The sequence below is a fragment of the Clostridium sp. 1001275B_160808_H3 genome (assembly GCF_015550425.1).
Taxonomy (GTDB): Bacteria; Bacillota; Clostridia; order Clostridiales; family Clostridiaceae; genus Clostridium.
The window spans coordinates 48,799-74,460 of record NZ_JADNAT010000001.1 but is presented as its reverse complement, the minus strand read 5'-3'; the positions used below and the strand labels follow the sequence as shown (position 1 = coordinate 74,460).

Sequence of the window (25,662 nt, the reverse complement as noted above, 5' to 3'; positions counted from 1 at the left end):
GGGGAATAAGGAAATGAAAAAGAGTTTTAGGATAGATGAATTCATATTAAAATATCCACAGGTAGAAGAGATAATAAAAGAAAATAATATAGATATCGAAGTTTTAAAAGATATTTATAATGATTTTGTAGATTATGAAATATCTTATGAGAATCAAGCAGATTTTATATCTAATATTTTACGTTCTCAGCCAATGATTCATTCAGTTAAATCAAGGATAAAAGATCCAGATAGATTAATTGAAAAAATAATAAGAAAAACTGAAGATAGAAAATTAAAATATGGCGAAGACTTTCAATTTACTTTAGATAATTATAAAAATGAAATAAATGATTTAATTGGAATTAGAGTTATACATATATTTAAAGATCAGTGGCAGGATATTCATGAATTTATCACTAAGACTTGGAAGGTTATAGAGGTTACTGCAAATGTTAGAGAAGGAGATAATACTAAAAAGTTTGAAGAACTAGATATTGAGGTTAGATCAAGAATATCAGGATATAGATCAGTTCATTACTTAGTTGAGTTTTATCCAACTAACGAAAAAGTTATAGCTGAAATTCAAGTTAGAACAATATTTGAAGAAGGTTATGGTGAAATTGATCATAGACTTAGATATTCTCATGTAGAAATACCAGAAATACTAAAGTCAAATCTTCTTTTATTTAACAGAATTGCAGGTAGTGCTGATGAAATGGCTTCTTTAATAAATGATTTAAGTAAGGAATGGTTTAATAAAGAAGAGGAATATTTAAGAGTAATAAAAGAGCAAAAAGAAGAAATAGAAAAATTAAGAAGTTTAAAATAAAGTCATAAGGAAGTAGGTGTTAAATATGAATCAAGATATACGCTGGAAGCAAAGATTTTCAAATTTTAAAAAGGCAGCAGCTCAATTAAGCGAGTTTATAAAAAAAGGTGACCTTAATAAATTTGAAGTACAAGGATTAATTCAATGTTTTTAATATACTTTTGAATTAGCATGGAAAACAATGAAGGATTATCTAGAATTTGAAGGATATGAAGTCAAAAGTCCACGATCAACAATTCAAATAGCTTTTCAAACACAGTTAATTATAGAAGGACATATATGGATTGATGCATTAGAAAAAAGAAATTTAATGGCACATACTTATGATGAAGAAGTTGCTAAGCAAGCAGAAGAATTAATAAAATCAGCATATTATCCTATAATAAAAGAATTATTAGAAAAGTTAGAGGAATAATTATGGAGTTTTGATTAAAAGAATTTGATTTAAATTATATAAGAGAAAAGCTTAGTAAATTTAATGAAATTGAAAAAACAATTATTTTTGCCTCTAGGGCTAAGGGAAATTACAAGCCAGGATCAGATATAGATTTAGCTATTATAGGAGAAAATATTAATTTTGATACTGTTTCAAGATTACATTCCTTATTAGAAGATCAAGGTCCATTACCATATTTATTTGATATAGTAGATTATATACATTTAAATGATGATGAGTTAAAAGCGCATATTGATAGATCAGGCAAAGTTATTTATATAAAGAATAGTTAATTTAAATTAATTCTATAAATATGTTTTTATTTTTAAAAGCACCTTGAGAAGCCAAGGTGCTTCTTTTATCTTAGGATATTAGCAGAAGATATTTTTCTTTTGGTGATACTACTTTCTTTAAAAATCCTTTAAGTATTTTTCACCTTAATTTTTTCATTCTTTTATTTTTTCATTCTTTCACCATTTTGCTTCGCAAAATATTACAGATTATATATTGACTAAACATAGATAATAATCTATATTTAAATATGTTGTATATAGATAATCATCTATATAATTTATAAACTATATATAGACAACTATCTATGTAAGGAGGGTGTTATGATTAAAAACTATGAGAAGAATACAAAGATATTTAAAGCACTAGGTGAAATAAATAGAGTAAAAATAGTAGATATGCTATCTACAGGAGAAAAATGTGCTTGTATAATATTAGAAAGTTTTCATTTTACCCAACCAACATTATCACATCATATGAAAGTATTGATGGATTGTGGGATAGTAAAATGCAGAAAAGAAGGTACATGGATGTATTATAGTTTGGATATAGAATCATGTGATGAAGTTATGAGATTTTTAAATAGTATTTTGACTGATAATCAAAAATGTATATGTAGTTCAAAGTGTATGGATAAATGTGAATAACTTTGAAAATGGAGAAAAATATGAAAAAAGTTGATTTAACTAAGGGTAATGTGTTAAAGGTATTAATTACTTTAGCAATACCTATAATAGGAAGTTCTCTATTACAATTTACTTATAACTTAATAGATATGTTATGGGTAGGGGGACTTGGTAGTGATGCAGTAGCAAGTATAGGATCCTCTAGCTTTTTTATTGGACTTGGATATTCAATTAATGCTTTTGTTGTAATAGGGACAGGAATAAAAGTTGCACATTCTATAGGAAAAAAAGATAATAAAGCAGTAGAAGAGTATATATCTAATGGAGTAATATTAAATGGAATTGTTAGTTTAATATATTGTTTAGTATTGATCTTTTTTGGAAAGAACTTTATACAGTTTTTAAATTTAGGTAATACTATAGTTGAGAAAGAAGCGTATATTTATTTAGCTATAAGTTCGCCAATGCTTTTCTTTTCCTTCTTTAATACTTTATTTATCAGAATTTTTAATAGTTTTGGTGTTAACAAAAGTGCTCTTAATATAAGTGCAATTGGAGTAGTTATAAATATGATCCTAGATCCTTTATTTATATACGGAGCAAAGTTAGGTGTTACAGGTGCTGCACTTGGAACTTTAATAGCAAATGGTATAATGTTTTTATTATTTATAGTGAAGGCAAGGAGTTTATTTAGTATTAATTTAAAAAATGGATTAGATTATAGTAAGATTAAAGAAATAACTGTTTTAGGACTTCCTATGTCTTTTCAAAGAGTATTATTTACTTTAGTAAATATAATTTTAGCTAGAATAATAGGGGGATTTGGTTCAGATGCAATAGCAGCTCAAAAAATAGGTCTACAAATAGAATCTATAGTTTATATGGTTGTAGGTGGATTAAATGGAGCTATTGCTGGTTTTGTTGGCCAAAATTATGGAGCTAAAAGGTATGATAGAATAAATGAAGGTTATAATACAGCAGTAGGAATAGGAATTATTTATGCTTTATTTGTAAGTGTAATATTTATATTTGTTCCGGAAGTATTAGTAAAGATATTTATTAGAGAAAATAATACTATCGTAATTGCAAGTGATTATTTAAGAATAATAGGATTTTCACAAATATTTGCAAGCATAGAAATGATATCTAACGGTGTATTTACAGGGCTTGGAGTGCCTAAAATACCAGCGCTTATAAGTATAATTTTTACTATACTTAGAATTCCACTAGCATTAGTTCTTACAAGATATATAGGAGTAAGTGGAATCTGGTGGGGAATATCGATATCAAGTATTTTAAAAGGGACTACAGCTTATTCGATTTATAAATTTAAGATATGGAAGGAGTATCAAGATGTTAGATGTGATTAAATCACTTGAATATAAAAATAAATTATTAAGAGGAAATTTTGGAATTGAGCGTGAAACATTAAGAGTAAATGAAAATGGTGAGTTAGCTTTAACTAAACATCCAGAAGTGTTTGAATGTAAGATAAGCCATCCGTATATAACTACTGATTTTTCTGAAAGTCAAATTGAACTTATAACACCAACTTTAAATACTTTAGAAGAGGTTCATAGTTTTTTAAATTCTCTTTATGATATTACAGCATTAGAGCTTAAGGATGAATATCTTTGGCCACAATCTATGCCATGTGATATTCCAGAGGATGATTTAATTCCTGTTGCAGATTATGGTAAGTGTGATACTGGCAAGGGAGCAAGTGATTATAGAAAAAAACTTTTGAAAAAGTATGGTGGAAAAAAACAATTAATATCTGGAATACATTATAATTTTTCTTTTAATGAAGAATTAATAAAAGATTTATATAGAGTTCTTGGAAAAGAAGAAAGTTACAGAGACTTTAGAGATAATATATATTTAAAAGTAGTTAGAAATTATTTAAGATACAGATGGTTACTTATATATCTTTTAGGTGGAACTACTATTATGCATAAGACTTTTGGTGATAAATGTGTAGTAGATTTAAATAAGATATCAAATGATAGTTTTACTAATGATGGAGCCATATCTTATAGAAATAGTGAATGCGGATATAAGAATCCTATAGATTTACATCCAGAATATACTTCGGTTAAGGATTACGTTTCAAGCGTATATAGATTTATAGATGATAAACTTATAGATAGTCATAAAGAGTTATATACACAAATAAGGCTAAAAGCAATAGATAACACTAGATTTTTAGATTCATTATTAGATGATGGAATAAATTATCTTGAAATAAGAAGCATAGATATAAATCCATTTAATAAAGCTGGTATATCACTAGATGATTTAAACTTTATAAATATATTTACTATATACTTACTTATTAAAGAAGAAAGTGATTATAAGAACTGGCAAGAAGAAGCTCAAAATAATCAAAATATAATTTCTATGTATGGACAAATGGATGTAACTTTATATAAAGATGGAAAAACTATATCTAAAAATGATTGGGCTATGCAAATATTAAATGAAATTAAAGATATGAATGATGAGCTATGTTTAGGAAAAGAAGAAATAATAAATAATATGATGGAAAAGATATTAAATCCTAAATTAACTTATGCTTATAGAATTTCTGAAATGGTAAAAGAAGAAGGATTTATAGAAAGTCATTTAAAACTAGCTAAAACATATCGTGAAGATGCTTATAAAAATAGATTTAAGTTAGAAGGATTTGAAGATTTAGAGCTTTCAACTCAAATATTAATGAAGGAAGCTATGAAAAGAGGAATTAAAGTTGATGTAATAGATAGAAGTGAAAACTTTATTTCATTAAAGAAAGGCGACCATATTGAATATGTAAAGCAAGCAACTAAAACTTCTAAAGACAGCTATATAACAGTTTTAATGATGGAAAATAAAGTTGTTACAAAGGAAATTTTAAATAAAAATAATATAAAAGTTCCGAGTGGGTTTGAGTTCTTTTCCTTAGAAGAGGCTTTTGAAAATATTAATAAATTTATTGATAAACCTATAGTAGTAAAGCCAAAGTCAACTAACTTTGGAATTGGTATATCAATATTTAAAGATGGAGCTAAGGAAGATGATCTTAAAGAGGCTTTTGAAATTGCTTTTGCAAATGACAATACAGTTTTAGTAGAAGAGTTTATTAAAGGAAAAGAGTATAGATTTTTAGTAATAGGAGATAAAGTTCCTGGAATTCTTCATAGAGTGCCAGCAAATGTTATTGGAAATGGAATTAGTACAATTAAAGAACTTGTTGAAGAAAAAAATAAAAGTTCCTTAAGAGGAAAGGGCTATAAAACTCCATTAGAAAAAATAAATTTAGATGATCATGCTAAGTTATTTTTAAAACAAGAAGGTAAGGACTTTGATTATATTCCTAATGAATATGAAATTGTCTATCTAAGAGAAAACTCTAATATTAGTACAGGTGGAGATAGTATAGATTATACAGATTTAATACCTAAAAAGTTTAAAGATATAGCTGTAGAATCAGCAAAGTCAGTTGGTGCTAATATCTGTGGTGTTGATATGATGATAGAAGATTATAATGATGAAAATTCAAGTTATGCAATAATTGAACTTAACTTTAATCCTGCTATTCATATACATTCATATCCTTATAAAGGAGAAGAAAGAGAAATTGCAAAGGAAATACTAGATATTCTTGAATTATTAAATAAATAGATATTAATAAAAGGAACTTTTCTTAACTTAATTGTTATAGAGAAGTTCTTTTATTTATTTTATTATAAGGGATGAAGGTATAAAATATTTTTAATATCACTAGGTTCTATATTATTATTAAGCCTTTATTAAAATTTTATATAAATTTATAAAATACAAATCTATGTTTATAATAAATTAATTAATATTTTATTATGTAAATGTTATAATATTATTAAAATATTATATGAGGTGAAATATTAACATGCTAAAGTATGAGCAAATAGCATTAGATTTACAAGATAAGATATTAAGTGGTAAGTATAAAGAAAATGAACAATTGCCTTTAGAAAAAGAAATGTGTGAATATTATAATGTAAGTAGAATAACTGTAAAGAAGGCTGTAGATAAACTTGTTATGAGTGGATTGGTTTTTAAAAGAAGAGGTGCAGGAACATTTGTAAAAAGTGTTGATAATGAAAATGTAAACGAAATAAGTAAGTCAAGGCAATTTGCAGGATTTACTAATACATCTTTATGTAAAAAAGTTACTTCTAAAGTACTTGAGTTTAAAGTTGTAAATCCATCAGAAGAAATAGCAAAAAAGTTAAAAGTAAATCAATCTGATTTCGTATACTACATTTGTCGTGTAAGATATGCAGATAATGAACCTTATGTTATTGAATATACATATATGCCAATAGATATAATAATTGGACTTAAAATGGGAATTTTAGAAAAGTCGATATATGAATACATAGAAAAAGAACTTAAGTTAAAAATAAAGAGTGCCCATAGAACTATAAGGGCTTTATTGCCAACAGAACTTGAACAAAAATATTTAGAAGCAAGTAAATATACACCATTATTAGAAGTTGAACAAATTGCATTTCTAGATAACGGACAACCTTTTGAATATTCAAAATCACGTCATAGAAATGATAAATTTGAATTTAAAAGTATAAGCGTTAGATAGAAAGTAAATAAAATAGTTGAATTTAAAGTGTAATCGTAGCTTGCAGATTGCACTTTTTTTGATTTTAAAACTTATCAAGAAAAAAAGTATAAAAATATTTTTGTAAAAGGATATACTTTTGCTTTACAAAAGATATATCTTTATGTATAATAAGTATTGTAATAGATTTCATAAAGTAATTATAAATTTTAGGGAGATGAGATTGTATGTCAAAATTTAATGAATTTATTGAGAAGTACATGTTACCTTTTGCAGGCAAACTTAGTACAAGCCGTATCTTGACAGTTTTACGTGATGCATTTATGCTAAGTTTTCCTCTAACAATAGTAGGGTCATTTGCAGTTGTTTTAGTAAATTTACCTTACTTAGATAAATTAATTGGTGAAGAGGGAAAAACTGCACTAGGTAATATACTAAATATATTACCATCAGCAACTATGAGTATAGCTACATTATTTGTAGTATTAGGTATAGGGTATTATTTGGCTAAGAGTTATGACGTTGATGCCATATTCCCAGCAGCTATATCTGTAGCAGCATTCCTTGTATTGACACCACTTATGGTTACAACTGAAGCTGGCGAAATAGTAAACGATGTAATTCCAATAGCAAGATTAGGAGCTAAGGGAATGTTTGTTGGAATACTAACAGCCTTTCTTGCAACAAGAGTTTATGTTTGGATACTTAATAAAAATTGGACAATAAAGATGCCAGATGGTGTTCCACCAACAGTAGCAAAATCATTTGCAGCTTTAATACCTTCATTTATTGTATTAGGATTATTTTTAGTAATAAGAATGATATTTACAGCTACACCATGGGGAAATATTCATGACTTTATATATGAAATAATACAAATGCCATTAATGTCATTAGGTAGTGGATTATTTGCAACTATAATTGCTATATTTGCAATACAAATTTTATGGTTCTTTGGATTACATGGACAAATTATAGTTAATTCAGTTTTAGATCCAATTTGGAATACTTTATCATTACAAAATTATGAAGCTTTTATAGCTCATAAAGATGTACCTAATATAATAACTAAGCAATTTATGGAAACTTATACAGTTGGTATAGGTGGTACTGGTATGACTTTAGCTGTTATAATTGGAATATTTATAATAGCTAGAAGTAAACAATTAAGACAGGTTGCTAAAATAGCAGCACCAGCAGGTATATTTAATGTTAACGAACCAGTTATATTTGGATTACCAATAGTTATGAATCCAGCAATACTTATTCCTTGGATATTGGCACCAATGGCAGCAGTAGTTATAGCATATTTAGCAATGAGAATAGGATTAGTTCCTATGACTACAGGGGTATCTGTTCCTTGGACAGTTCCAATATTCTTTAGTGGTATGTTAGCTACAAACTCAATTCGTGGTGGTATTTTACAATTAGTTGAATTAGCAGTAGTATTATTAATATGGGTACCATTTATAAGAGTTTTAGATATACAAGCACTTAAAGCAGAAAAAGAAGCTAAAAATTCAGAAAATAAAAAATCTAATCGTTTTAAGAAAAAAGCAGAAACAGTAGAAGCAGCAGAAAATTAGTAGAAAATAAAATAGAATTAAATTGATATAGTAATTAAAGTATAATTGGAGGGATATATATGGAAAATATATTATTAGTTTGTTCAGCAGGAATGTCAACAAGTTTATTAGTTACAAAGATGAAAAAAGCAGCAGAGGAAAATGATGTACAATGCAATATATGGGCAGTATCACAAAGTGAAGCTGAATCTAATTGGGAAAAAGCTGATGTTATTTTATTAGGACCTCAAGTACGCTTTATAGAATCAAAAATTAAAACAATGGTTAAAGGTAAAATACCAGTAGCAGTAATTGATGTTGTTACTTATGGTAGAGTTGATGGATTGGCTGTATTAGAACAAGCATATGATGTTATAGATGCCTTTCAAAAATAAATATTTGAGATAATTAAAAAACAATTAGCAAATATAGATTAATTTCTTAATTGCTAATTGTTTTTTTATAAATTTTTATAAAAAAATAAGGTATAATAAATCTATTAAATATTTTTTATTATACCTTATTTACTATATATTATTTTGAATATTTTTTATGAGTTAAAATCAATTCTTCAACAACTAATTTTAATGTTTCTGTAGTCATCAATTGATCTTCGGCATGCATTAAAATTAATGAAAATTGTAGGTTTTCACCATCAGCTTCTTTTTGTATTAATCCAAAATGGCTATGGTGACCGTTAGTTAAGAACTTAGATGCTTCTTTAACTTTTTCATCTGCTGCATCGAAATTTTCTTCTCTAGCTAGCATTAAAGCTTCCATTAATAAAGATCTTGCTTCACCTACATTACTAATTAATTCAAATGCTATTGCTTCCATATTAGTTTCATTATTAAGTTCCATGAAAAATCCCCTCCATTAATAAGTATATACTTATTATACAGAAAGGTATTATATATTTCAATATTAATCGAGTAATAAAAGATATAATTGTTTATATTAAAAGTATAGACAAATAATTTAATAATATATATAATGGTGTTGTGAAATAATTTAGATTTAAAGAGATAATATAGGCGATTAAGATATTTATAGGAGGAATAATCATGACAATAAAATATAATTTTCCTGAAAACTTCTGGTGGGGATCTGCAACATCAGGGCCACAATCTGAAGGGGATTTCAATAAACCTCACAAGAGTGTATTCGATTACTGGTATGAAGTTGAACCAGAAGCTTTCTTTGATAAAGTAGGGCCATCAGTAACATCAAATTTTTATAATAGTTATAAAGAAGATTTAGCTATGCTTAAAGAAATCGGCTTAAATAGTTTTAGAACTTCTATTCAATGGACTAGACTTATAAAAGATTTAGAAACTGGTGAACCTGATGAGGATGCAGTAAGATTTTATAATGATGTAATTGATGAAACTATAAAGAATGGGATGATTCCAGTAATGAATCTTCATCACTTTGATATACCTGTAGAGTTATACAATAAATATGGTGGTTGGGAATCAAAGCATGTAGTTGATTTATTTGTTAAATTTGCAGAAACAGCATTTAAACTATTTTCAGATAGAGTAAAACATTGGACAACCTTTAACGAACCAATAGTTGTAGTTGAAGGGGAATATTTATATCAATTCCATTATCCTAAATTAGTAGATGGAAAAAAAGCAATGCAAGTTTTATATAATCTAAACTTAGCTTCTGCTAAAGCTATTAAAAAATATAGAGAACTAGGATGCAATAAAGATGGAGGGAAAATTGGAATCATACTAAATTTAACTCCTGCATATCCAAGAAGTAATAGTGAAGAGGATTTAAGAGCGGCTAAAATTGCAGATAGCGTATTTAACAATTCATTTTTAAATCCTGCAGTAAAAGGAGAATTCCCAGAAATTTTAGTTGATATATTAACTAAAGATAATGTATTATGGGAGTCCACTAAAGAAGAATTAAAAATAATAAAAGAAAATACAATAGATTTTCTAGGTGTAAATTACTATCAACCAAGGAGAGTAATGGCTAAAGAGTCAGAGTTCGATGAAAGTAATGGATGGATGCCAGATAAATATTTTGATAACTATGATATGCCAAATAAGAGAATGAATCCATATAGGGGATGGGAAATATATCCTAAGGCTATGTATGATATAGCAATGAATATAAGAGATAACTATAATAATATTCCATGGTATATATCTGAAAATGGTATGGGTGTTGAAGGAGAAGAAATATATATAAATGAAAATGGAATTGTTGAAGATGACTATAGAATAGATTTCTTTAAGGAACATTTAGAATATCTTCATAAGGGGATAGAAGAAGGTTCAAATTGTTTTGGATTCCATTCATGGACACCTATAGATTGTTGGTCTTGGAGTAATGCATATAAGAATAGATATGGATATATTGCTTTAGACTTAAAGACATTAAAAAAATCAATAAAGAAGTCAGGAAGATGGATTAAGGAAGTATCTGAAAATAATGGCTTTTAATTTATAAGAGGAATACCGTTTAGGTATTCCTTTTCTAATTCTAATATATTCAGAATTAAATTTATAAAGATAAATTAGTTTTAAGCTATAAATTTATTTACAATAAGAGTTTTATAAGTTAATTACTCTTTATAGATAAATTAAAGAATAATATTAAATAGATTTGTGATAATATCAGAAATAGAAAGTATGTATAATTATTATATAAATATGGAAATACCATAAGAAAATATAGTAAAATAAATTGATAAAGAATATAGTTTACTTTGTATCGTTAAGATTTAAATGATAGATTTTAGCGCTATAAAAAGTGAGGAGTGTGATAATGATGCAATATAGTATTAATAAGGAATACGTATTAAGTACTGCTAAAAGAATATTGGAGTTTGATAGTCCAACAGGATTTTGTTTCGATATAATTAAGATTATTGAAGAAATTTCTAATAGCTTTGGATATAAGTTTGAAACAACAAATAAGGGATGTGGAATAATAACAATTCCAGGAAAAAGTAATGATAAGGTTATAGGACTTGCAGCTCATGTAGATACATTAGGGGCAATGGTTAGATCTATTACTAATAATGGAACACTAAAGTTCACTTTACTTGGAGGTCCAATTCCACCAACTTTAGATAGTGAATATTGTAAGATAAGAACTAGGGATGGAAGAATATATACAGGAACATTTTTAAGTACAAGCCCAGCAGCTCATGTTTATCCAGATAGTAAGGAAAAAAAGCGTGATCCAGAAAATATGGAAGTAAGAATTGATGAAAAAGTACTTTCAAAGAAAGATGTTGAAGATATTGGAATATGTCCTGGAGATTTTATTTTTATAGATCCTAAGACAACAATAACTGAAAGTGGTTTTATAAAATCAAGATTTATAGATGATAAGGGTAGTGTAGCTGCATTGATGGGATTATTAGAAATCTTTAATAGAGAAAAAATAACTCCTAAGTACACAACAAAGTTATTTATTTCTATATATGAGGAAGTTGGACATGGAGCTTCATATATTCCAAATGATATAACTGAAATGATAGCAGTAGATATGGGGTGTATTGGAGATGATTTAAGTTGTACAGAGTATGATGTATCAATTTGTGCTAAGGACTCTGGTGGACCTTATGATTATAATATGGTTACATCTCTTATAGAATTAGCTAAAGCAAATAATATAAAGTATGCAGTAGATATTTATCCAATGTATGGATCTGATGTAGGAGCTGCATTAAGAGGTGGAAATGATATAAGAGGGGCACTTATAGGACCTGGAGTTCATGCATCACATGGAATGGAAAGAACACACTATGAAGGGTTAGAAAATACAATAAAGTTACTGTTAGCATATCTAATGAACTAAATGAAATAAAAGTATAATTAAGTAAAAATTAAGAAAAACAATATTTAATTTTAAGAAAGATGGGGTAAAATAAAAGTCATCAACATATATAGCTTGGAGTGGAGATGAAATGGACAATATTCAAATAGTAATAGAATATTTTGCAAGATATGGCTTAATATTTTTATTTATAATTATATTTTTAGAATACTTAAACTTTCCTGGATTAGGAGCTGCTATAATAATGCCAGCTATAGGAATTGCTGTGGCAAAGTCAGGAATTAACTTTTTTGTAGCATTAGGAATATCTGTTTTAGCAGGGGCATTAGCAAGTTATGTTTTATTCGGAATATCTTATTGGTTTGGTAAGCCAATATTAACTAAGGTATACAATAAGTTTCCTAAGTCGCGTAAATCTATTGATAAGGTATGCTTATACATAGAAAATTATGGGGATAAGGGAGTTTTAATAACTAGATTAATTCCAGTAGGAAGAACTTTAATACCTTTTGTTGCTGGAATGTTCAGAATGAATGTAATAAGGTTTTCTATTTATTCAACTATTGGTATAGCAATATGGAATGCAGTATTTATATATGTAGGATATGCATTTGGAAGTTGGTTTATTTAAAAAATAAAAAAGGTAACTATAAAAAGAACATTTAACATAAGGGTGAATATATTATATTATAACTTAGCTTAAGGAGTGAAGAGTATGGTTTCAAGTGAACTAGATATAAATACTTCGAAAAATGAGCTAGAAGAAAATTCAAAAGATGAAGTAGAAGTAAAAAGTTGTAATGATAATATATGTTTTATAGTTAATCCATCTGATCCGTTTACAATTCCAAAATTTATAGATAAATTGCCAATTATGGAAGTGGCAAAACCTATATATGATGATAACAATGATTCTAAAGATAATGAAAAAAGATATCATATTAGTATGGAAGAAGCAGAGCATTATTTTTCATCATATTTTCCACCAACCAAGATTTGGGGATATAATGGATTATATCCTGGTCCAATAATAGAAGCATTTAAAAATATTCCCACTTATGTATTATGGGATAACAAATTGCCTGATAAACATTTTTTACCTTATGATAAAACCTTGCATGGAACTGTAGATGATCCAGAATCAAAAACAGTAGTTCATTTGCATGGAGCAAAGGTAGAAAGTAGTAGTGATGGACATCCAGAAGCTTGGTTCACTAATGGATTTAAAATTACAGGACCGGAGTTTATTAGAAAAACTTATAAATATACAAATTATCAATCAGGTACTACACTATGGTACCATGATCATGCTATGGGTCAAACAAGATTAAATGTATATGCAGGTCTTGCAGGTATGTATATTCTTAGAGATTTATTAGAGGAAAGATTAAATTTGCCTAAGGGTAAATATGAAATTCCTCTTTTAGTACAAGATAAATCATTTACTGAAGAAGGAGAATTATTTTATCCGGCAGACCCACCATTTCCAGTTAGTGTATCTCCATCAATAGTACCTGGATTCTTTGGGGATACAATATTAGTTAATGGTAAAGTATGGCCGTATTTAGATGTTGAGCCTCGTAAGTATAGATTTAGAATAGTAAATGCTTCAAATAGACGTCAATATATTATGAGACTTTCTAATGATGAAGAATTTATTCAAATAGGTACTGATGGAGGATTATTAGAAGAACCTGTCAACCTAACATCATTTAAGTTAATGCCATCTGAAAGAATTGATATAATAATAGATTTTTCACAACATGTTGGAGAAAGAATTATATTAATGAATGATGATGCTGATTCAGATATATCAGGTACTAATATGATTATGAGATTTAATGTTGTAGAGCCATTACAAGGCGAGGATACAAGTGTTGTTCCTAGTACCCTTAGAGTAGTGCATCCATTAAATAAGGATTTAGTAAGAAAAAAAAGAAAAGTATCTTTTGGAGCTATGACTGATAGTTATGGTAGACCAATGCTTATGATTGATAATATGACTTGGAGTGATCCTGTTACTGAGAAACCTGAACTAGATAGTATTGAAATATGGAATTTAATTAATCCAATGGCTTTGCCACATCCAATTCACATTCATTTAGTACAGTTTAAGATTCTTTGGAGAAGACCTTTTGATGTAGATGCTTATAATAATACAGGTGAAGTAATTTATACTGGACCAAAAGAAGAGCCTCATGATTATGAAAGAGGCTTTAAAGATACAGTTGATTCAGAGGCTGGAAAAGTAACTAGAATCATAATGCAATTTAAAGGCTATGCAGGCAATTATGTATGGCATTGTCATTTCCTAGAACATGAGGATCATGAAATGATGAGACCTTTAAAAGTTGTAGAATGCGATTGTGTAAAATAATATAATAATGTTATCTAAAATAATTAAGCAGTAGATAGGTATCTATCTACTGTTTTTTATAAAATATCTAACATTGTTAAAATTAGTGCTATAGGGTAAAATAAATAATGCTATTTAATAGTAGTAAATAGTTTTATTAGAAATTTAGTTTAAATAACAGAATTTTAAAAAGAGAGGTATTCTAATGAATATAGATAAATTTGAGGATATGAAGTTAAGTGAAGAAATTCTTAAAGCACTAAAGAATTTAGGGTTTGAAAAACCATCTGAAGTTCAACAAGAGGTTATTCCATATATGTTAAATAAAAAGGATTTAGTTGTGAAATCTCAAACGGGGAGTGGAAAAACAGCTAGTTTTGGAATTCCAATATGTGAGCTAGTGAATGTAGAAGAAAATAAGGTAAAAGCTTTAATATTAGTTCCAACAAGAGAGCTTGCAATGCAAGTAAAAGAAGATATATCAAATATAGGAAGATTAAAGAAGGTTAGGTGTGCAGCTATATTTGGAAAGCAGCCTTTCAATGAGCAAGTAAGAGAACTTAAGCAAAGAGTACATATAGTATGTGGAACTCCTGGAAGGGTTATAGATCATATAGAAAGGGGAAACTTAAATACTCAGGATATAGACCTTGTAGTAATAGACGAAGCTGATAAAATGCTTAATATGGGATTTATAGATCAAATTACAGATGTATTAGATAAATTACCAAAATCAAAAAATGTAGCTTTATTTTCAGCGACAATTCCAAAGGAAATAGAGGGGTTATATTTAAATTATATGAATAATCCAACTGTACTTAGTATAAAGTCAAAGGTGTTTAATAGGGATAAAATATCTGAAAACTATATAACTGTAGATAGAGAAGAAAAGTTTAAATATTTATTAAAATCTCTTTATGCATTTACAGATGAATCAGCAATAATTTTCTGTAATACTAAGGATTCAGTTAGGAACTTAAGTTCTTTATTAAAAAAAGAAAAAATTAGTGTTAGAGAATTGCATGGAGATATGGAGCAAAAAGATAGACTAGCAACTATGGAAAGTTTTAAAAATAAGGAATTTAAAGTGCTTGTAGCAACTGATGTTGCAGCTAGAGGAATTCATATAGACCATATAACTAATGTATTTAATTATGAAGTTCCAATGGAAAAAGAAAGTTATGTACATAGAATAGGAAGAAGTGGAAGAGGCGAGAAAAAAGGATTTGCAATCTCTTTAGTGTCTAAAGGAGAAAAAAGATTTTTGACCGAAATCGAAGAATATATAGGTTACAACATAGAAGAAGCTAGTCTTCCAGCATATGAAGAAATAGTAGAAGGAAGAAATAGATTTTTTGAAAGTCAGAAAAGTGATTATAGTAACAAAACAAGTATTAAAAAGAATATTCATAACGAAGTTACTAAAATACATATAACAGCAGGGAAGAAGAAAAAAATAAGAAATATAGATATATTAGGGGCATTTAGTAATTTAGATGAGGTAACAGGTGAGGATATAGGAATTATAGATGTGCAAGATGGTCATTCATTTGTTGATATTCTAAATGGCAAAGGTAATTTAATATTAAAAAAATATAAAGAAATAAAAATAAAAGGAAAAGTTGCTAAGTTAAGCAAAGCTAAAAATTAAAGACTATAATTATTAGTAGGTATATGTTAATAAGGTGATGACTCGTAAAATCTAAAAGTAATTTATGAGGCATCACCTTATTTTTTTATTTTTAGATTAATTATATTTGTAATTTATTAAAAATTTATCGTAAGATTAATCAAACAATATATAATTAATATATTTAAATATAAATTTAAAAAACTTGAATGGTACGTACAAAAAATTGTATAATTATAGCAAGAATAAAATAATAAATTTGGGATGGTGAATAAATTGAAGCTTTCACAAAAGATAGCGATGCTGTTATTCTATTCCACTTTATTAATATCTATTATTATTAGTGCAATATTCATGTTTATAGTTTATAAATTAGAAGAGAGTTCACTAGAAGCAATTATAAATTATAGATTAACATTATTATTAATATTATTCTTATTAATCTCAGTAAATATAGGAATTTATTTATTTGTTAATAGACACATAATAAAAAGATTAAAGTTAATTGAAAAATCTATAAGGAAACTTATAATATCAACTGATAAAAATAATAGTAAGCTTAAAAATGATGAAATAAGTAAGTTAGGTGATGAAATTAATATAGTATTAGATAAACTTGTGAACACAGAAATTTATTTACAGCAAGAAGAAAAAAATTATACAAATATATTAAATGCAATGTCTAATTCATTTTTTCATTTAAAAGCAATAGAAAATGATGAAGGAGAATATATAGACGGAGTTATTATAGATGTTAATTTTGCTGGAGCAGAGTTATTGGGTTTTACCCAAGAAGCAGTAATAAATAATAAATTGTCGGATATATATATAAATTTTTCTAGAGATAAAAATCAGATATTAGAAATTTTAACAAGAATAAAAAATTCAAAATCAGAATGCATTGCACAGGAAATAAACATAATAGATGACAAGTGGGGAGTTGTATCAGTATACTCACTTAATGAGGGATACTTTTCAATAATAGTAAATGACGTTACAGAAATAAAAAAATATGCTGAAGATATGACCTATTTGGCTAATTATGATACTTTGACTAATTTATTAAATAGGCATAACTTGCTTGAGTATTTAATAGAATTAATAAGTAGAAATGAAAAGTTTAGCATTTATTTTATAGATCTTGACGATTTTAAAAATATAAATGATACTTTAGGACATAATACAGGAGATGAGATTCTAAGGGGTGTAGCTGATAGATTAACGGAATTATGCTCTGAAGATATAACTGTTGGTAGACTGGGTGGAGATGAATTTATAGTAGTTAAAAGAGGAGAAAGTGATTTAGATAATATAAAGGACATAGCAGAAGAGATATTAAAACTATTAAATAAAAATATTGAATTTAGTAGATATAATTTTAGTTTAAAAGCAAGTATAGGAATAAGCTGTTATCCAGATCATGCTGAAGATGTATTTACTTTATTAAAGTATGCTGATATATCTATGTATGAAGGAAAACAAAAAGGTGGAAATATATATAAGATATTTTCAGAAGAAATGTTAGAAAATTTAAATCTAGAAAGCAGACTGAGTATGGCTATAGATAATGAGGAAATTGAAGTATATTATCAGCCAGTATATGATGTTAAATCTAAAAAGATAGTAGGTGCAGAAGCTTTAAGTAGATGGATTACCCCTACTGGAATAATTTCACCAATAAAGTTTATACCATTAGCTAAAAAAAATGGAGATATAATTAGAATAGATGAATTTGTACTAAAAGAGTCATGTGAATTTTGCAAAAAAATGAGAAACTTAACTGAAGCTGATTTTAAAGTTTCAGTAAATATATCATATACCGCTTTAAAGCAAATTAACTTTTTAGAGAGAATTATAAGTATAGTAAATGAATGTGATGTAAATCCTAATTTTATAAAGATAGAAATTACTGAAGATGAAATAATAGATAATATTGAATTTACTGTAAATATATTAAATCAGTTGCGAAAACTTGGCTTTAACATAGCTTTAGATGATTTTGGCGTAGGATACTCTTCCTTTAATTATGTAAAAACTTTACCATTAGATACTCTAAAAATAGATAGAAGTTTACTTATAAGTGTAGAAAATGACCAAAAAACATTTGCTATTATTAAAACTCTAATTAACTTAGCGCATACTTTAAATTTAGATGTAGTTTGTGAAGGAGCTGAAATAAAAAATCAAATTGAACTACTTACGGATATAGAGTGTGATAAAATACAAGGGTATTATATAAGTAAACCTTTGAATTTAAATGATTTTAATAAATTTATATTAAATTTTAATAATATAGAATCTTGTTTTAAAGAAGTAGCAGTAACAAATTTATTTTAAACTTTAATAAATAAGTTTTAATAAAGTTTAAATTAATTTATATTATAGAAAGAAGGTTTTTTATGAATATAATAAAAAAGGACGGAAGACTTGAAAAATTTAATATAAGAAAAGTTAAAACTAGTATAGAAAATGCTGCAAGAGATTGTGGTGCAATGGTAAATGAATCAGATTTAAATATATTAGTAGGTGATGTTGAAAAACTATTATTAAAGATTAGAAAAGATTCTTTAATTACTTCTAGTTATGAGGTAATAGGTGTAATTTTTGAAGTATTAAAAAGGGATGGTTTTAATTCAATTTTAAGAGCTTATGTTGAATTTGATAAGTAAAATGTAATGTAGAACAACTTAAGATGAATATAATAAATTCATTTATAGTTATTGTTATGATATAATTTAATTAACTTTAATTATAAACGGAGGATTAAGAATGTATAAGTTAGTAGCTATGGACATGGATGGAACTTTACTTAGAGAAGATAAAAGTATATCTGATAGAACTAAGAAGGCTATCCAAGCAGCAAGAGATAATGGAGTTACAGTAGTTTTAGCAACTGGAAGACCAATAGAAGGTGTTTCAAGATATTTAGAAGAATTAGATATGCTAACAGAAAATGATTATGTACTTAGCTATAATGGAGCTTTAGTACAAAAAACAAAAAGTAAAGAGGCAATAAATAAGGTAGCATTAAATGGTGCTGATTTACATTACTTAAAAAATTTAAGTGATGAATTAGGGGTTAATATTCATGCCTTTTGGGAAAAGAAAGGGTTAATTACTCCTAAAAATAGCAAATATACAGAAGTTGAAGCTCAAATTAATAATATAGAGATTCATGAAATGAATATAGATTCTATAGCTGATGATGAGGTTATGATAAAAATTATGATGATAGATGAGCCTGAAATATTAGGACCAGCTATAGAAAAATTACCAAAAGAAGTATATGAAAAATATACGGTTGTAAGAAGTACACCATATTTCTTAGAATTCTTAAATAAAGATGCAAATAAAGGTGTCGGAGTTGAATTATTAGCAAAACATCTAGGAATAAAGAGAGAAGAAATAATAACTTTAGGTGATGCAGGTAATGATATACATATGTTAGAATACGCAGGACTTGGAGTAGCTATGGGTAATGCCTTTGACGAAATAAAGGAAATGGCTGATTATATTACAGATACAAACGAAAACGATGGAGTTGCTAAGGTAATAGAAAAGTTTATACTAGAAAATAATTAAAAAATGAAAATTATTTAATTATAACGGGTTGTAGTATTAGCGGATAAAAAATCCCTTAACTGTAGCCCGTTTTCGACTTTTAAAATGCATTAATTAAGTAATATTATAATTAAATAAAATTACTTACAGATTCATCGCTTAATTTAAGTATAGATAAAAAATATACCGAAAATTATATTTTATTATTAATATCAATTAGTAATTTATAACAATACTATATATTCATTTTAAAACATATACATATATGTTTTAAAAAGATGTTGTTAACAAAAAAATAGCTTAAAAAGTATCTTTTAATAATAAAAACAGAAATGTATAATGATGAGATATAAGTGTATAATAATTCAATGTAAAATTAATAATTACCAATACAATTATATTGATATGATAATTTGAAATTTTGAAAGTCTTTCACTTTTAATAATATATTTTCACAATTTAACTTTTTAAATAATAAAATTTGGTTAGCACAGTTAAGAGAAAAGTTGAATTTATAATCAAGTATATACCAACTTAAATAGTTTTCTAAGTATTTAGTTGCAACGCCCCTAAATCTAATAAGCCATCTATGAATGTTAAAAGTAAATTTAGATACTAGTGGTAATCTATCATAATAGCTAGTAGTATTTTCGTCATTAAAATTTTCTAAGGTATTTTTAGTAAACCTTTTTAAATCATTTTTAGACAACTTAGAGTTATGATTTTTAGCGAAAGCAATTAAACATCTATCATTAAAAGCAGATAAAAATGCTGATTTATCTAAATTAGGATAGAAATTTTTAGATATTGATGTCAATGAAATAGAGTATCTGCCTATTGCTTTGGATAGAATTGAATTACTATTATCAATAGCACAAACTATAAATATTTTTTCTTTACTTAAGAATTTAGCTTCTCTATTTCCCTTGAAATTTTCTTTTAGCATTATTTTGTTAACTTCAACATAATTTTTTAAGGTTTTAAAATTATTATTAGAAGCAGCTGCTACAAGAATTTTATGTCTCCAATAAAATGATGTAGCTAGGTTTATACTTAAAATACTTGAACAATCTCGTAAAGAGAAGCCGCTATTCATAAGAGCTAGGTATTTCATCCATAAGGTAATATCTTTTTTTGAATAGCTAAAAGGTGAATTAGTTTTTGTAGAAAAAGTTTTAGAACAATCTTTGTTTTTACATTTATAGCGTTGAATACTTTTAAATTTACCATTTTTAATAAAATTTGTACTATTGCAATGAGGGCAAGCATTAATTTCTTTATCTTTAAATAAATCTATTAAATTAAGTTGATTTAAATGATCATCTATTAATTTAAAATTTCTTTTAAAGTTATTTTCTTTTATTAAAGTATTATTAGATTCTAAACTTTGTTTAATAATGTACTCCATTTCACTCACCCTTAATTTTATTAAGATATAAAAAATAATCATAGTTTAAATGCATATAATATGTATTTTTATTCTAGACAAATAGGTTATAGTTTAATCAACTAGTAGACATTATATTTAAAAACAACACGTTTTTAAAACACATATGTATATGATAAAATGGGATATATATGTAAGTAAGAATAAGAATTAAATTTATTTGTCAATTAATTATGTACTCAATGTAAAAAGTAAACTTTAAGTGATACACCTTTTGATTTAAAGTATCATTTTTATTTATTTCATTTCTTTATTTTCATTGAGTATTTTTAACGAACTATTGTCAAAACATAATCATATAACTATATATAATAGACAAATAGAGAAAGAAGGATGATTATGTGTGGAATAACAGGATTTGTGAATTTTAAGGGAAGCATCAAAAATAATATAAAAACCTTAAAAGAAATGACAGATACACTAATTAATAGAGGACCTAATGCCGAAGGTACTTATATATCCAATAATGTAATGTTTGGACATAGAAGACTTATTGTAGTTGATCCAGAAGGTGGAAAGCAACCAATGAAAAAGGTTGTTAATGGAAAAGAATATGTAGTGGTATATAATGGTGAATTATATAATACAGAAGATTTAAGAAAAGAGCTAATAAATGACGGATATACTTTTGAAGGGTATTCAGATACCGAAGTATTACTTACTTCTTACATTAGATGGGGACTAGATTGTATTAAAAAATTTAATGGTATATTTGCATTTGCAATTTATGATGAAAAAGAAAAGAGAGTTGTACTTGCAAGAGATGTCATGGGAGTTAAGCCGTTATTTTATACAATAAAAAATGGTACATTTATATTTGGATCAGAAATAAAAGCTTTATTTAAGCATCCGTATGTTGAACCAGTAGTAGATAAAGATGGATTAACAGAACTATTTGCACTTGGACCAGCAGTTATACCAGGAACAACAGTATATAAAGGAATTGAAGAAGTCAAACCAGCACAATATATAATTGTTAATGAAGATGGAATTAAGAAAGATATGTACTGGGAATTAAAAGCTGAAGAATTTAATGAAAGCAAAGAAGAAGCAGTAGAACATGTTAGAGAACTACTTATTGATTCAATTAATAGGCAATTAGTAGGTGATGTTCCACTTTGCACTTTCTTATCAGGTGGGTTAGATTCATCAGCTATATCAGCAATAGCTGCAAATGAATATAAGAGAAGAAACAAGACACTTACAACTTATTCAATAGATTATGAAGATAATGAAAAGTTCTTTAAATCATCATTATTCCAGCCAACATCTGACCAACATTTTGCAGAGATAATGGCTGATTATATTGGTAGTGACCATAGGACTGTTGTATTAAATCACAGAGATTTAGTAAATGCATTGGATGATGCAGTTATTGGAAGAGATTTACCAGGAATGGCTGATGTAGATTCATCTTTATATTTATTCTGCAAGGAAGTTAAAAAGGATTTTGTTATAGCATTATCTGGAGAATGTGCTGATGAATTGTTTGGAGGATATCCATGGTTTACTAATGAAGATATGATAAATGCTAATACTTTTCCTTGGTCTGGATTCATAGGTGAAAGAAAGGCAATTTTAAGTCCAGATTTAAAAAACTTAAAAATAGAAGAAGTTGCTCAAACTGCTTATAATGATACTTTAAAGGAAGTTCCTCATCTAAGTGGAGAAAGTAAGTTAGAGCATAGAATGAGAGAATTATTTTATTTGAATTTAAGATGGTTTATGGTTAATTTATTGAATAGAAAAGACAGAATGAGTATGGCAAATAGTCTAGAGGTTAGAGTTCCTTTTGCAGATTATAGATTAGTAGAGTATGCATTTAATATACCATCAAATATAAAATTATTAGATGGTAGAGAAAAAGGATTATTAAGAAAGTCTTTGGAAGGAATATTGCCTGAGTCTATAATATATAGAAAAAAGAGTCCATATCCAAAAACTCATAACCCAATATATACAGATATGGTTTGTAATGCTATGACTAAGATATTAAATGATAAATCTTCACCTATTTTAGATATAATAGATAAAACAAAAGTAAAAGAAATAGTTGATACAAAAGGTGCATCATATAAAACACCTTGGTATGGACAATTAATGACTGGACCACAAATGATAGCATATTTAATACAAGTAAATAATTGGTTGGAATTTTATAACGTAAAATTAATATAGTTTTATAATTATCTATATAACTATATTAAAATAGAATCTTATATAGTTTTAATAAGTATCTCGTAAATTTAAATTTTTGAGATACTTATTTTTGTTCTTTTTTCCAATTTATTAATAAATATATTAGTAGTAATATTTAATAAAGGATAAAAGGGGGAGAGATAATGAATAAGGAATTAGAATTAATTTTAGAGGAAATAATAAGTGATTTCAAAGATATAAAAGAGGTAGCAGCTATAAGTTTTGCAGGTTCTTCTACATCACAAAGAAATGATAATTTATCAGATATAGATATTGATATATTCACGTACTCAGATATTCCAATTGAAATAAGAGAAAAAATAATTAGTAAATATGCAAGTTATAAGGAAGTTGGAAATGATTATTGGGGACAAGGTGATGAACTTATACTAAGGGATACAAATACTCCAATAGACATAGCTTATTTTGGATTGTCTTGGATAGAAGATGTAATAAATGGTATATTAGTTAATCATAATGCATCAATAGGTTACAGTACATGCTTTTGGCATAATGTAAAAAAATCAAATATAATCTTTGATAGAGATGGAAAATTAACTAAGTTAAAAGAAAGTACAAAGTGTAAATACCCTAGAAGGCTGAAGGAAAATATAATAGAACTAAATTATCCTTTATTAAAAAGAAATATATCTTCTTACTATAATCAAATAAGTAAAGCAATAAAAAGAGAGGATTTAAATAGCATCAATCATAGATTATCAGGATTTCTAGCAAGTTATTTTGATATAATATTTGCTATTAATGAGATTCCTCATCCAGGAGAAAAAAGATTAATAAATATAATTAAAAATACATGCGATAAGATACCTAGAAATTTTGAAGAGGATATAAATAATATTTTCAAATTATCTGGAAGTGGAAATAAAGATTTGTTGATGTATTTAGACTCACTCATAAATAATTTAAATAGAATTATGTAAGTTATAATAAATTTTCAAAGGGAAATTAAACATAAATTTTTATAGGATTTATATGAATTAGATCTTTATAATAAAGTATTTTTAGTGTTAGATAATACTTTAAGTTTAGTAGATAACATTGAAGCTTCAATATATTCTTGTATAGATATTTATAATTCAGAGTTATCAAATAAGATGAAAAAAACTATGCAACTTTTAACAGTTATAACAGTATCGACATTATCAGTGACAATAGTGTCAGGAATATTCGGTATGAATTTTAAAAACATGCCATTATTAAATAATGACTATGAATTCTTAATATCAATTATAGTTAATTTAGTAATTATATTATTAGAAATAGCATACTTTAGGAAAAATAGATATATTTAATAGAAGTGGTTAATGAATAATTATTTTTTGTAAGAAATATGAAATATTTGGATAAACTAAATTAGTTATCTAAATATTTTTTTTTGCATAGATATATAATAATGATATATAAATAGTAAAAATATGGAAGGGATATGTTGAAATATAGTTATCATAAAGTTAAAAAGGAGTTAAAATGAAAAACTTAAAATTTATAGTTTTATTTATTATCCCATTTTTTACTTTTGCATCATGCGATGTTAAAGTTGAAGAACTTAACGAAATGGATATATATTTTTTAAATGTTGGGAAGGCAGATAGTATTTTAATTAAAAGTGATGAAGTTAATATTTTAATTGATTCAGCTCGAGATGAAAGTGGAGAATATATAGCAGAAAGATTAAATGACTTAGGTATTGAAAAACTAGATTATATGATAATAACTCATCTTGATAAAGATCATGTTGGTGGAGCAGATAAAATATTAGAAAAAATAGAAGTAGGAGAGATTTTAACATCTTATATAAATGAAGAAAAAAAGCAATATAAGGAAATGTTAGAGGTAGCAAATAAAAAAAATATAGAAATTAGAAGAACAGAAGTAGGAGAAAAGATATTTGATGGAGATTTAAAAGTAGAGGTTCTAGCACCGAAGGAAAATTATATAAATGAAAATGATAATTCTTTAGTATTAAGCGTAAGATATGGGAAAAGTAAATTTTTATTCACAGGAGATATAGAAGAAAAATCTACAGAGAATTTATTGAAAAATTTAGAAACTAAGAATTATGATTTGTTAAAAATTCCCCATCATGGTAGAAATAATGATTTTATGGCTGATTTCTTGGCTAAAGTTAGACCGAGTACTTCTATAATAACAACTGATAATATTGAGCATAAGCCAAGTAAAAAACTTATAAAATCATTAAATGGTATAAAGAGTAATGTATTCATTACGGGAGATGGAGAAATCCATGTTACTTGTAATGGCATTAAAATAAATATAAACCAGTAATTTTATTTAAAAGAATTAAGGGAGGGAGC

The 25,662-nt window shown here is 26.5% G+C and carries 22 protein-coding genes and 1 pseudogene; 21 read left to right on the top strand and 2 right to left on the bottom strand.

Going from position 1 to position 25,662, the window contains the following annotated elements:
* Nucleotides 1–13: 13 nt before the first annotated feature.
* The 9 genes and pseudogenes from I2A75_RS00350 (at nucleotide 14) to I2A75_RS00310 (ending at nucleotide 8,721) form a co-directional block, all read left to right on the top strand.
* Entirely contained in the window at nucleotides 14–811 is a 798-nt protein-coding gene (locus I2A75_RS00350) for a RelA/SpoT domain-containing protein (RefSeq protein ID WP_195262494.1), read from the top strand.
* Nucleotides 812–836: 25 nt separating this feature from the next.
* The gene (locus I2A75_RS18070) at nucleotides 837–965 is read left to right on the top strand and encodes a hypothetical protein (protein ID WP_279325018.1); all 129 of its coding nucleotides are present in this window, start codon (nucleotides 837–839) and stop codon (nucleotides 963–965) included.
* A gap of 12 nt (nucleotides 966–977) precedes the next feature.
* A pseudogene (locus I2A75_RS17895) lies at nucleotides 978–1,226 on the top strand (HI0074 family nucleotidyltransferase substrate-binding subunit); the annotation flags it as partial.
* Nucleotides 1,227–1,861: 635 nt separating this feature from the next.
* A complete protein-coding gene (locus I2A75_RS00335) occupies nucleotides 1,862–2,185 on the top strand; it encodes a metalloregulator ArsR/SmtB family transcription factor (protein ID WP_195262493.1) in 324 nt (107 codons plus the stop codon).
* A gap of 20 nt (nucleotides 2,186–2,205) precedes the next feature.
* Nucleotides 2,206–3,534: an MATE family efflux transporter gene (locus tag I2A75_RS00330; RefSeq protein ID WP_195262492.1), complete on the top strand. Its 1,329-nt coding sequence runs from the start codon at nucleotides 2,206–2,208 to the stop codon at nucleotides 3,532–3,534.
* A complete protein-coding gene (gshAB, locus tag I2A75_RS00325; RefSeq protein ID WP_195262491.1) occupies nucleotides 3,518–5,827 on the top strand; it encodes a bifunctional glutamate--cysteine ligase GshA/glutathione synthetase GshB in 2,310 nt (769 codons plus the stop codon). The genes I2A75_RS00330 and gshAB overlap by 17 nt, the downstream gene beginning before the upstream one ends.
* Before the next feature lie 244 nt (nucleotides 5,828–6,071).
* Nucleotides 6,072–6,782 carry a GntR family transcriptional regulator gene (locus I2A75_RS00320; RefSeq protein WP_195262490.1) on the top strand — a complete coding sequence of 237 codons (711 nt, stop codon included), beginning with the start codon at nucleotides 6,072–6,074 and terminating at the stop codon, nucleotides 6,780–6,782.
* Between the two features lie 206 nt (nucleotides 6,783–6,988).
* On the top strand, nucleotides 6,989–8,347 hold the full coding sequence (gene celB, locus I2A75_RS00315; RefSeq protein ID WP_195262489.1) for a PTS cellobiose transporter subunit IIC: 1,359 nt from the start codon (nucleotides 6,989–6,991) through the stop codon (nucleotides 8,345–8,347).
* A gap of 59 nt (nucleotides 8,348–8,406) precedes the next feature.
* Entirely contained in the window at nucleotides 8,407–8,721 is a 315-nt protein-coding gene (locus I2A75_RS00310; RefSeq protein WP_195262488.1) for a PTS sugar transporter subunit IIB, read from the top strand.
* A 139-nt stretch (nucleotides 8,722–8,860) separates the two neighbouring features.
* On the opposite strand, the gene I2A75_RS00305 is transcribed toward I2A75_RS00310, so the two are convergent.
* Nucleotides 8,861–9,187 (bottom strand): PTS lactose/cellobiose transporter subunit IIA, encoded by a 327-nt coding sequence (locus I2A75_RS00305; protein WP_243241901.1) that lies wholly within the window; start codon nucleotides 9,185–9,187, stop codon nucleotides 8,861–8,863.
* 203 nt (nucleotides 9,188–9,390) lie between these two features.
* Between I2A75_RS00305 and I2A75_RS00300 the strand changes: the two genes are divergently transcribed.
* The 8 genes from I2A75_RS00300 to yidA all read left to right on the top strand — a co-directional run bounded on the left by I2A75_RS00300 (nucleotide 9,391) and on the right by yidA (nucleotide 19,701).
* Nucleotides 9,391–10,788, top strand: coding sequence for a glycoside hydrolase family 1 protein (locus tag I2A75_RS00300; protein WP_195262487.1), 1,398 nt, complete (start codon nucleotides 9,391–9,393; stop codon nucleotides 10,786–10,788).
* Nucleotides 10,789–11,116: 328 nt separating this feature from the next.
* Entirely contained in the window at nucleotides 11,117–12,154 is a 1,038-nt protein-coding gene (locus tag I2A75_RS00295) for a M42 family metallopeptidase (RefSeq protein WP_195262778.1), read from the top strand.
* Between the two features lie 109 nt (nucleotides 12,155–12,263).
* Nucleotides 12,264–12,764, top strand: coding sequence for a DedA family protein (locus tag I2A75_RS00290; protein ID WP_195262486.1), 501 nt, complete (start codon nucleotides 12,264–12,266; stop codon nucleotides 12,762–12,764).
* An 84-nt stretch (nucleotides 12,765–12,848) separates the two neighbouring features.
* Nucleotides 12,849–14,510, top strand: coding sequence for a multicopper oxidase (locus I2A75_RS00285; RefSeq protein WP_243241899.1), 1,662 nt, complete (start codon nucleotides 12,849–12,851; stop codon nucleotides 14,508–14,510).
* A gap of 184 nt (nucleotides 14,511–14,694) precedes the next feature.
* Nucleotides 14,695–16,140, top strand: a complete 1,446-nt coding sequence (locus I2A75_RS00280) for a DEAD/DEAH box helicase (RefSeq protein ID WP_195262485.1) — start codon at nucleotides 14,695–14,697, stop codon at nucleotides 16,138–16,140.
* Nucleotides 16,141–16,395: 255 nt separating this feature from the next.
* Complete coding sequence (locus tag I2A75_RS00275) at nucleotides 16,396–18,456, top strand: bifunctional diguanylate cyclase/phosphodiesterase (RefSeq protein ID WP_195262484.1); 2,061 nt, start codon at nucleotides 16,396–16,398, stop codon at nucleotides 18,454–18,456.
* Between the two features lie 62 nt (nucleotides 18,457–18,518).
* Complete coding sequence (locus I2A75_RS00270) at nucleotides 18,519–18,788, top strand: ATP cone domain-containing protein (protein WP_195262483.1); 270 nt, start codon at nucleotides 18,519–18,521, stop codon at nucleotides 18,786–18,788.
* A 100-nt stretch (nucleotides 18,789–18,888) separates the two neighbouring features.
* Entirely contained in the window at nucleotides 18,889–19,701 is an 813-nt protein-coding gene (yidA, locus tag I2A75_RS00265; protein WP_195262482.1) for a sugar-phosphatase, read from the top strand.
* Between the two features lie 355 nt (nucleotides 19,702–20,056).
* On the opposite strand, the gene I2A75_RS00260 is transcribed toward yidA, so the two are convergent.
* Nucleotides 20,057–21,088, bottom strand: coding sequence for an IS1 family transposase (locus tag I2A75_RS00260; RefSeq protein WP_195262481.1), 1,032 nt, complete (start codon nucleotides 21,086–21,088; stop codon nucleotides 20,057–20,059).
* 378 nt (nucleotides 21,089–21,466) lie between these two features.
* Between I2A75_RS00260 and asnB the strand changes: the two genes are divergently transcribed.
* The 4 genes from asnB (at nucleotide 21,467) to I2A75_RS00240 (ending at nucleotide 25,633) form a co-directional block, all read left to right on the top strand.
* Nucleotides 21,467–23,305, top strand: coding sequence for an asparagine synthase (glutamine-hydrolyzing) (asnB, locus tag I2A75_RS00255; RefSeq protein ID WP_195262480.1), 1,839 nt, complete (start codon nucleotides 21,467–21,469; stop codon nucleotides 23,303–23,305).
* Nucleotides 23,306–23,469: 164 nt separating this feature from the next.
* Nucleotides 23,470–24,267 (top strand): DUF4037 domain-containing protein, encoded by a 798-nt coding sequence (locus I2A75_RS00250; protein WP_195262479.1) that lies wholly within the window; start codon nucleotides 23,470–23,472, stop codon nucleotides 24,265–24,267.
* Between the two features lie 84 nt (nucleotides 24,268–24,351).
* Entirely contained in the window at nucleotides 24,352–24,639 is a 288-nt protein-coding gene (locus tag I2A75_RS00245; RefSeq protein WP_195262478.1) for a CorA family divalent cation transporter, read from the top strand.
* A gap of 175 nt (nucleotides 24,640–24,814) precedes the next feature.
* The gene (locus I2A75_RS00240; RefSeq protein WP_195262477.1) at nucleotides 24,815–25,633 is read left to right on the top strand and encodes an MBL fold metallo-hydrolase; all 819 of its coding nucleotides are present in this window, start codon (nucleotides 24,815–24,817) and stop codon (nucleotides 25,631–25,633) included.
* Nucleotides 25,634–25,662 lie beyond the last annotated feature (29 nt).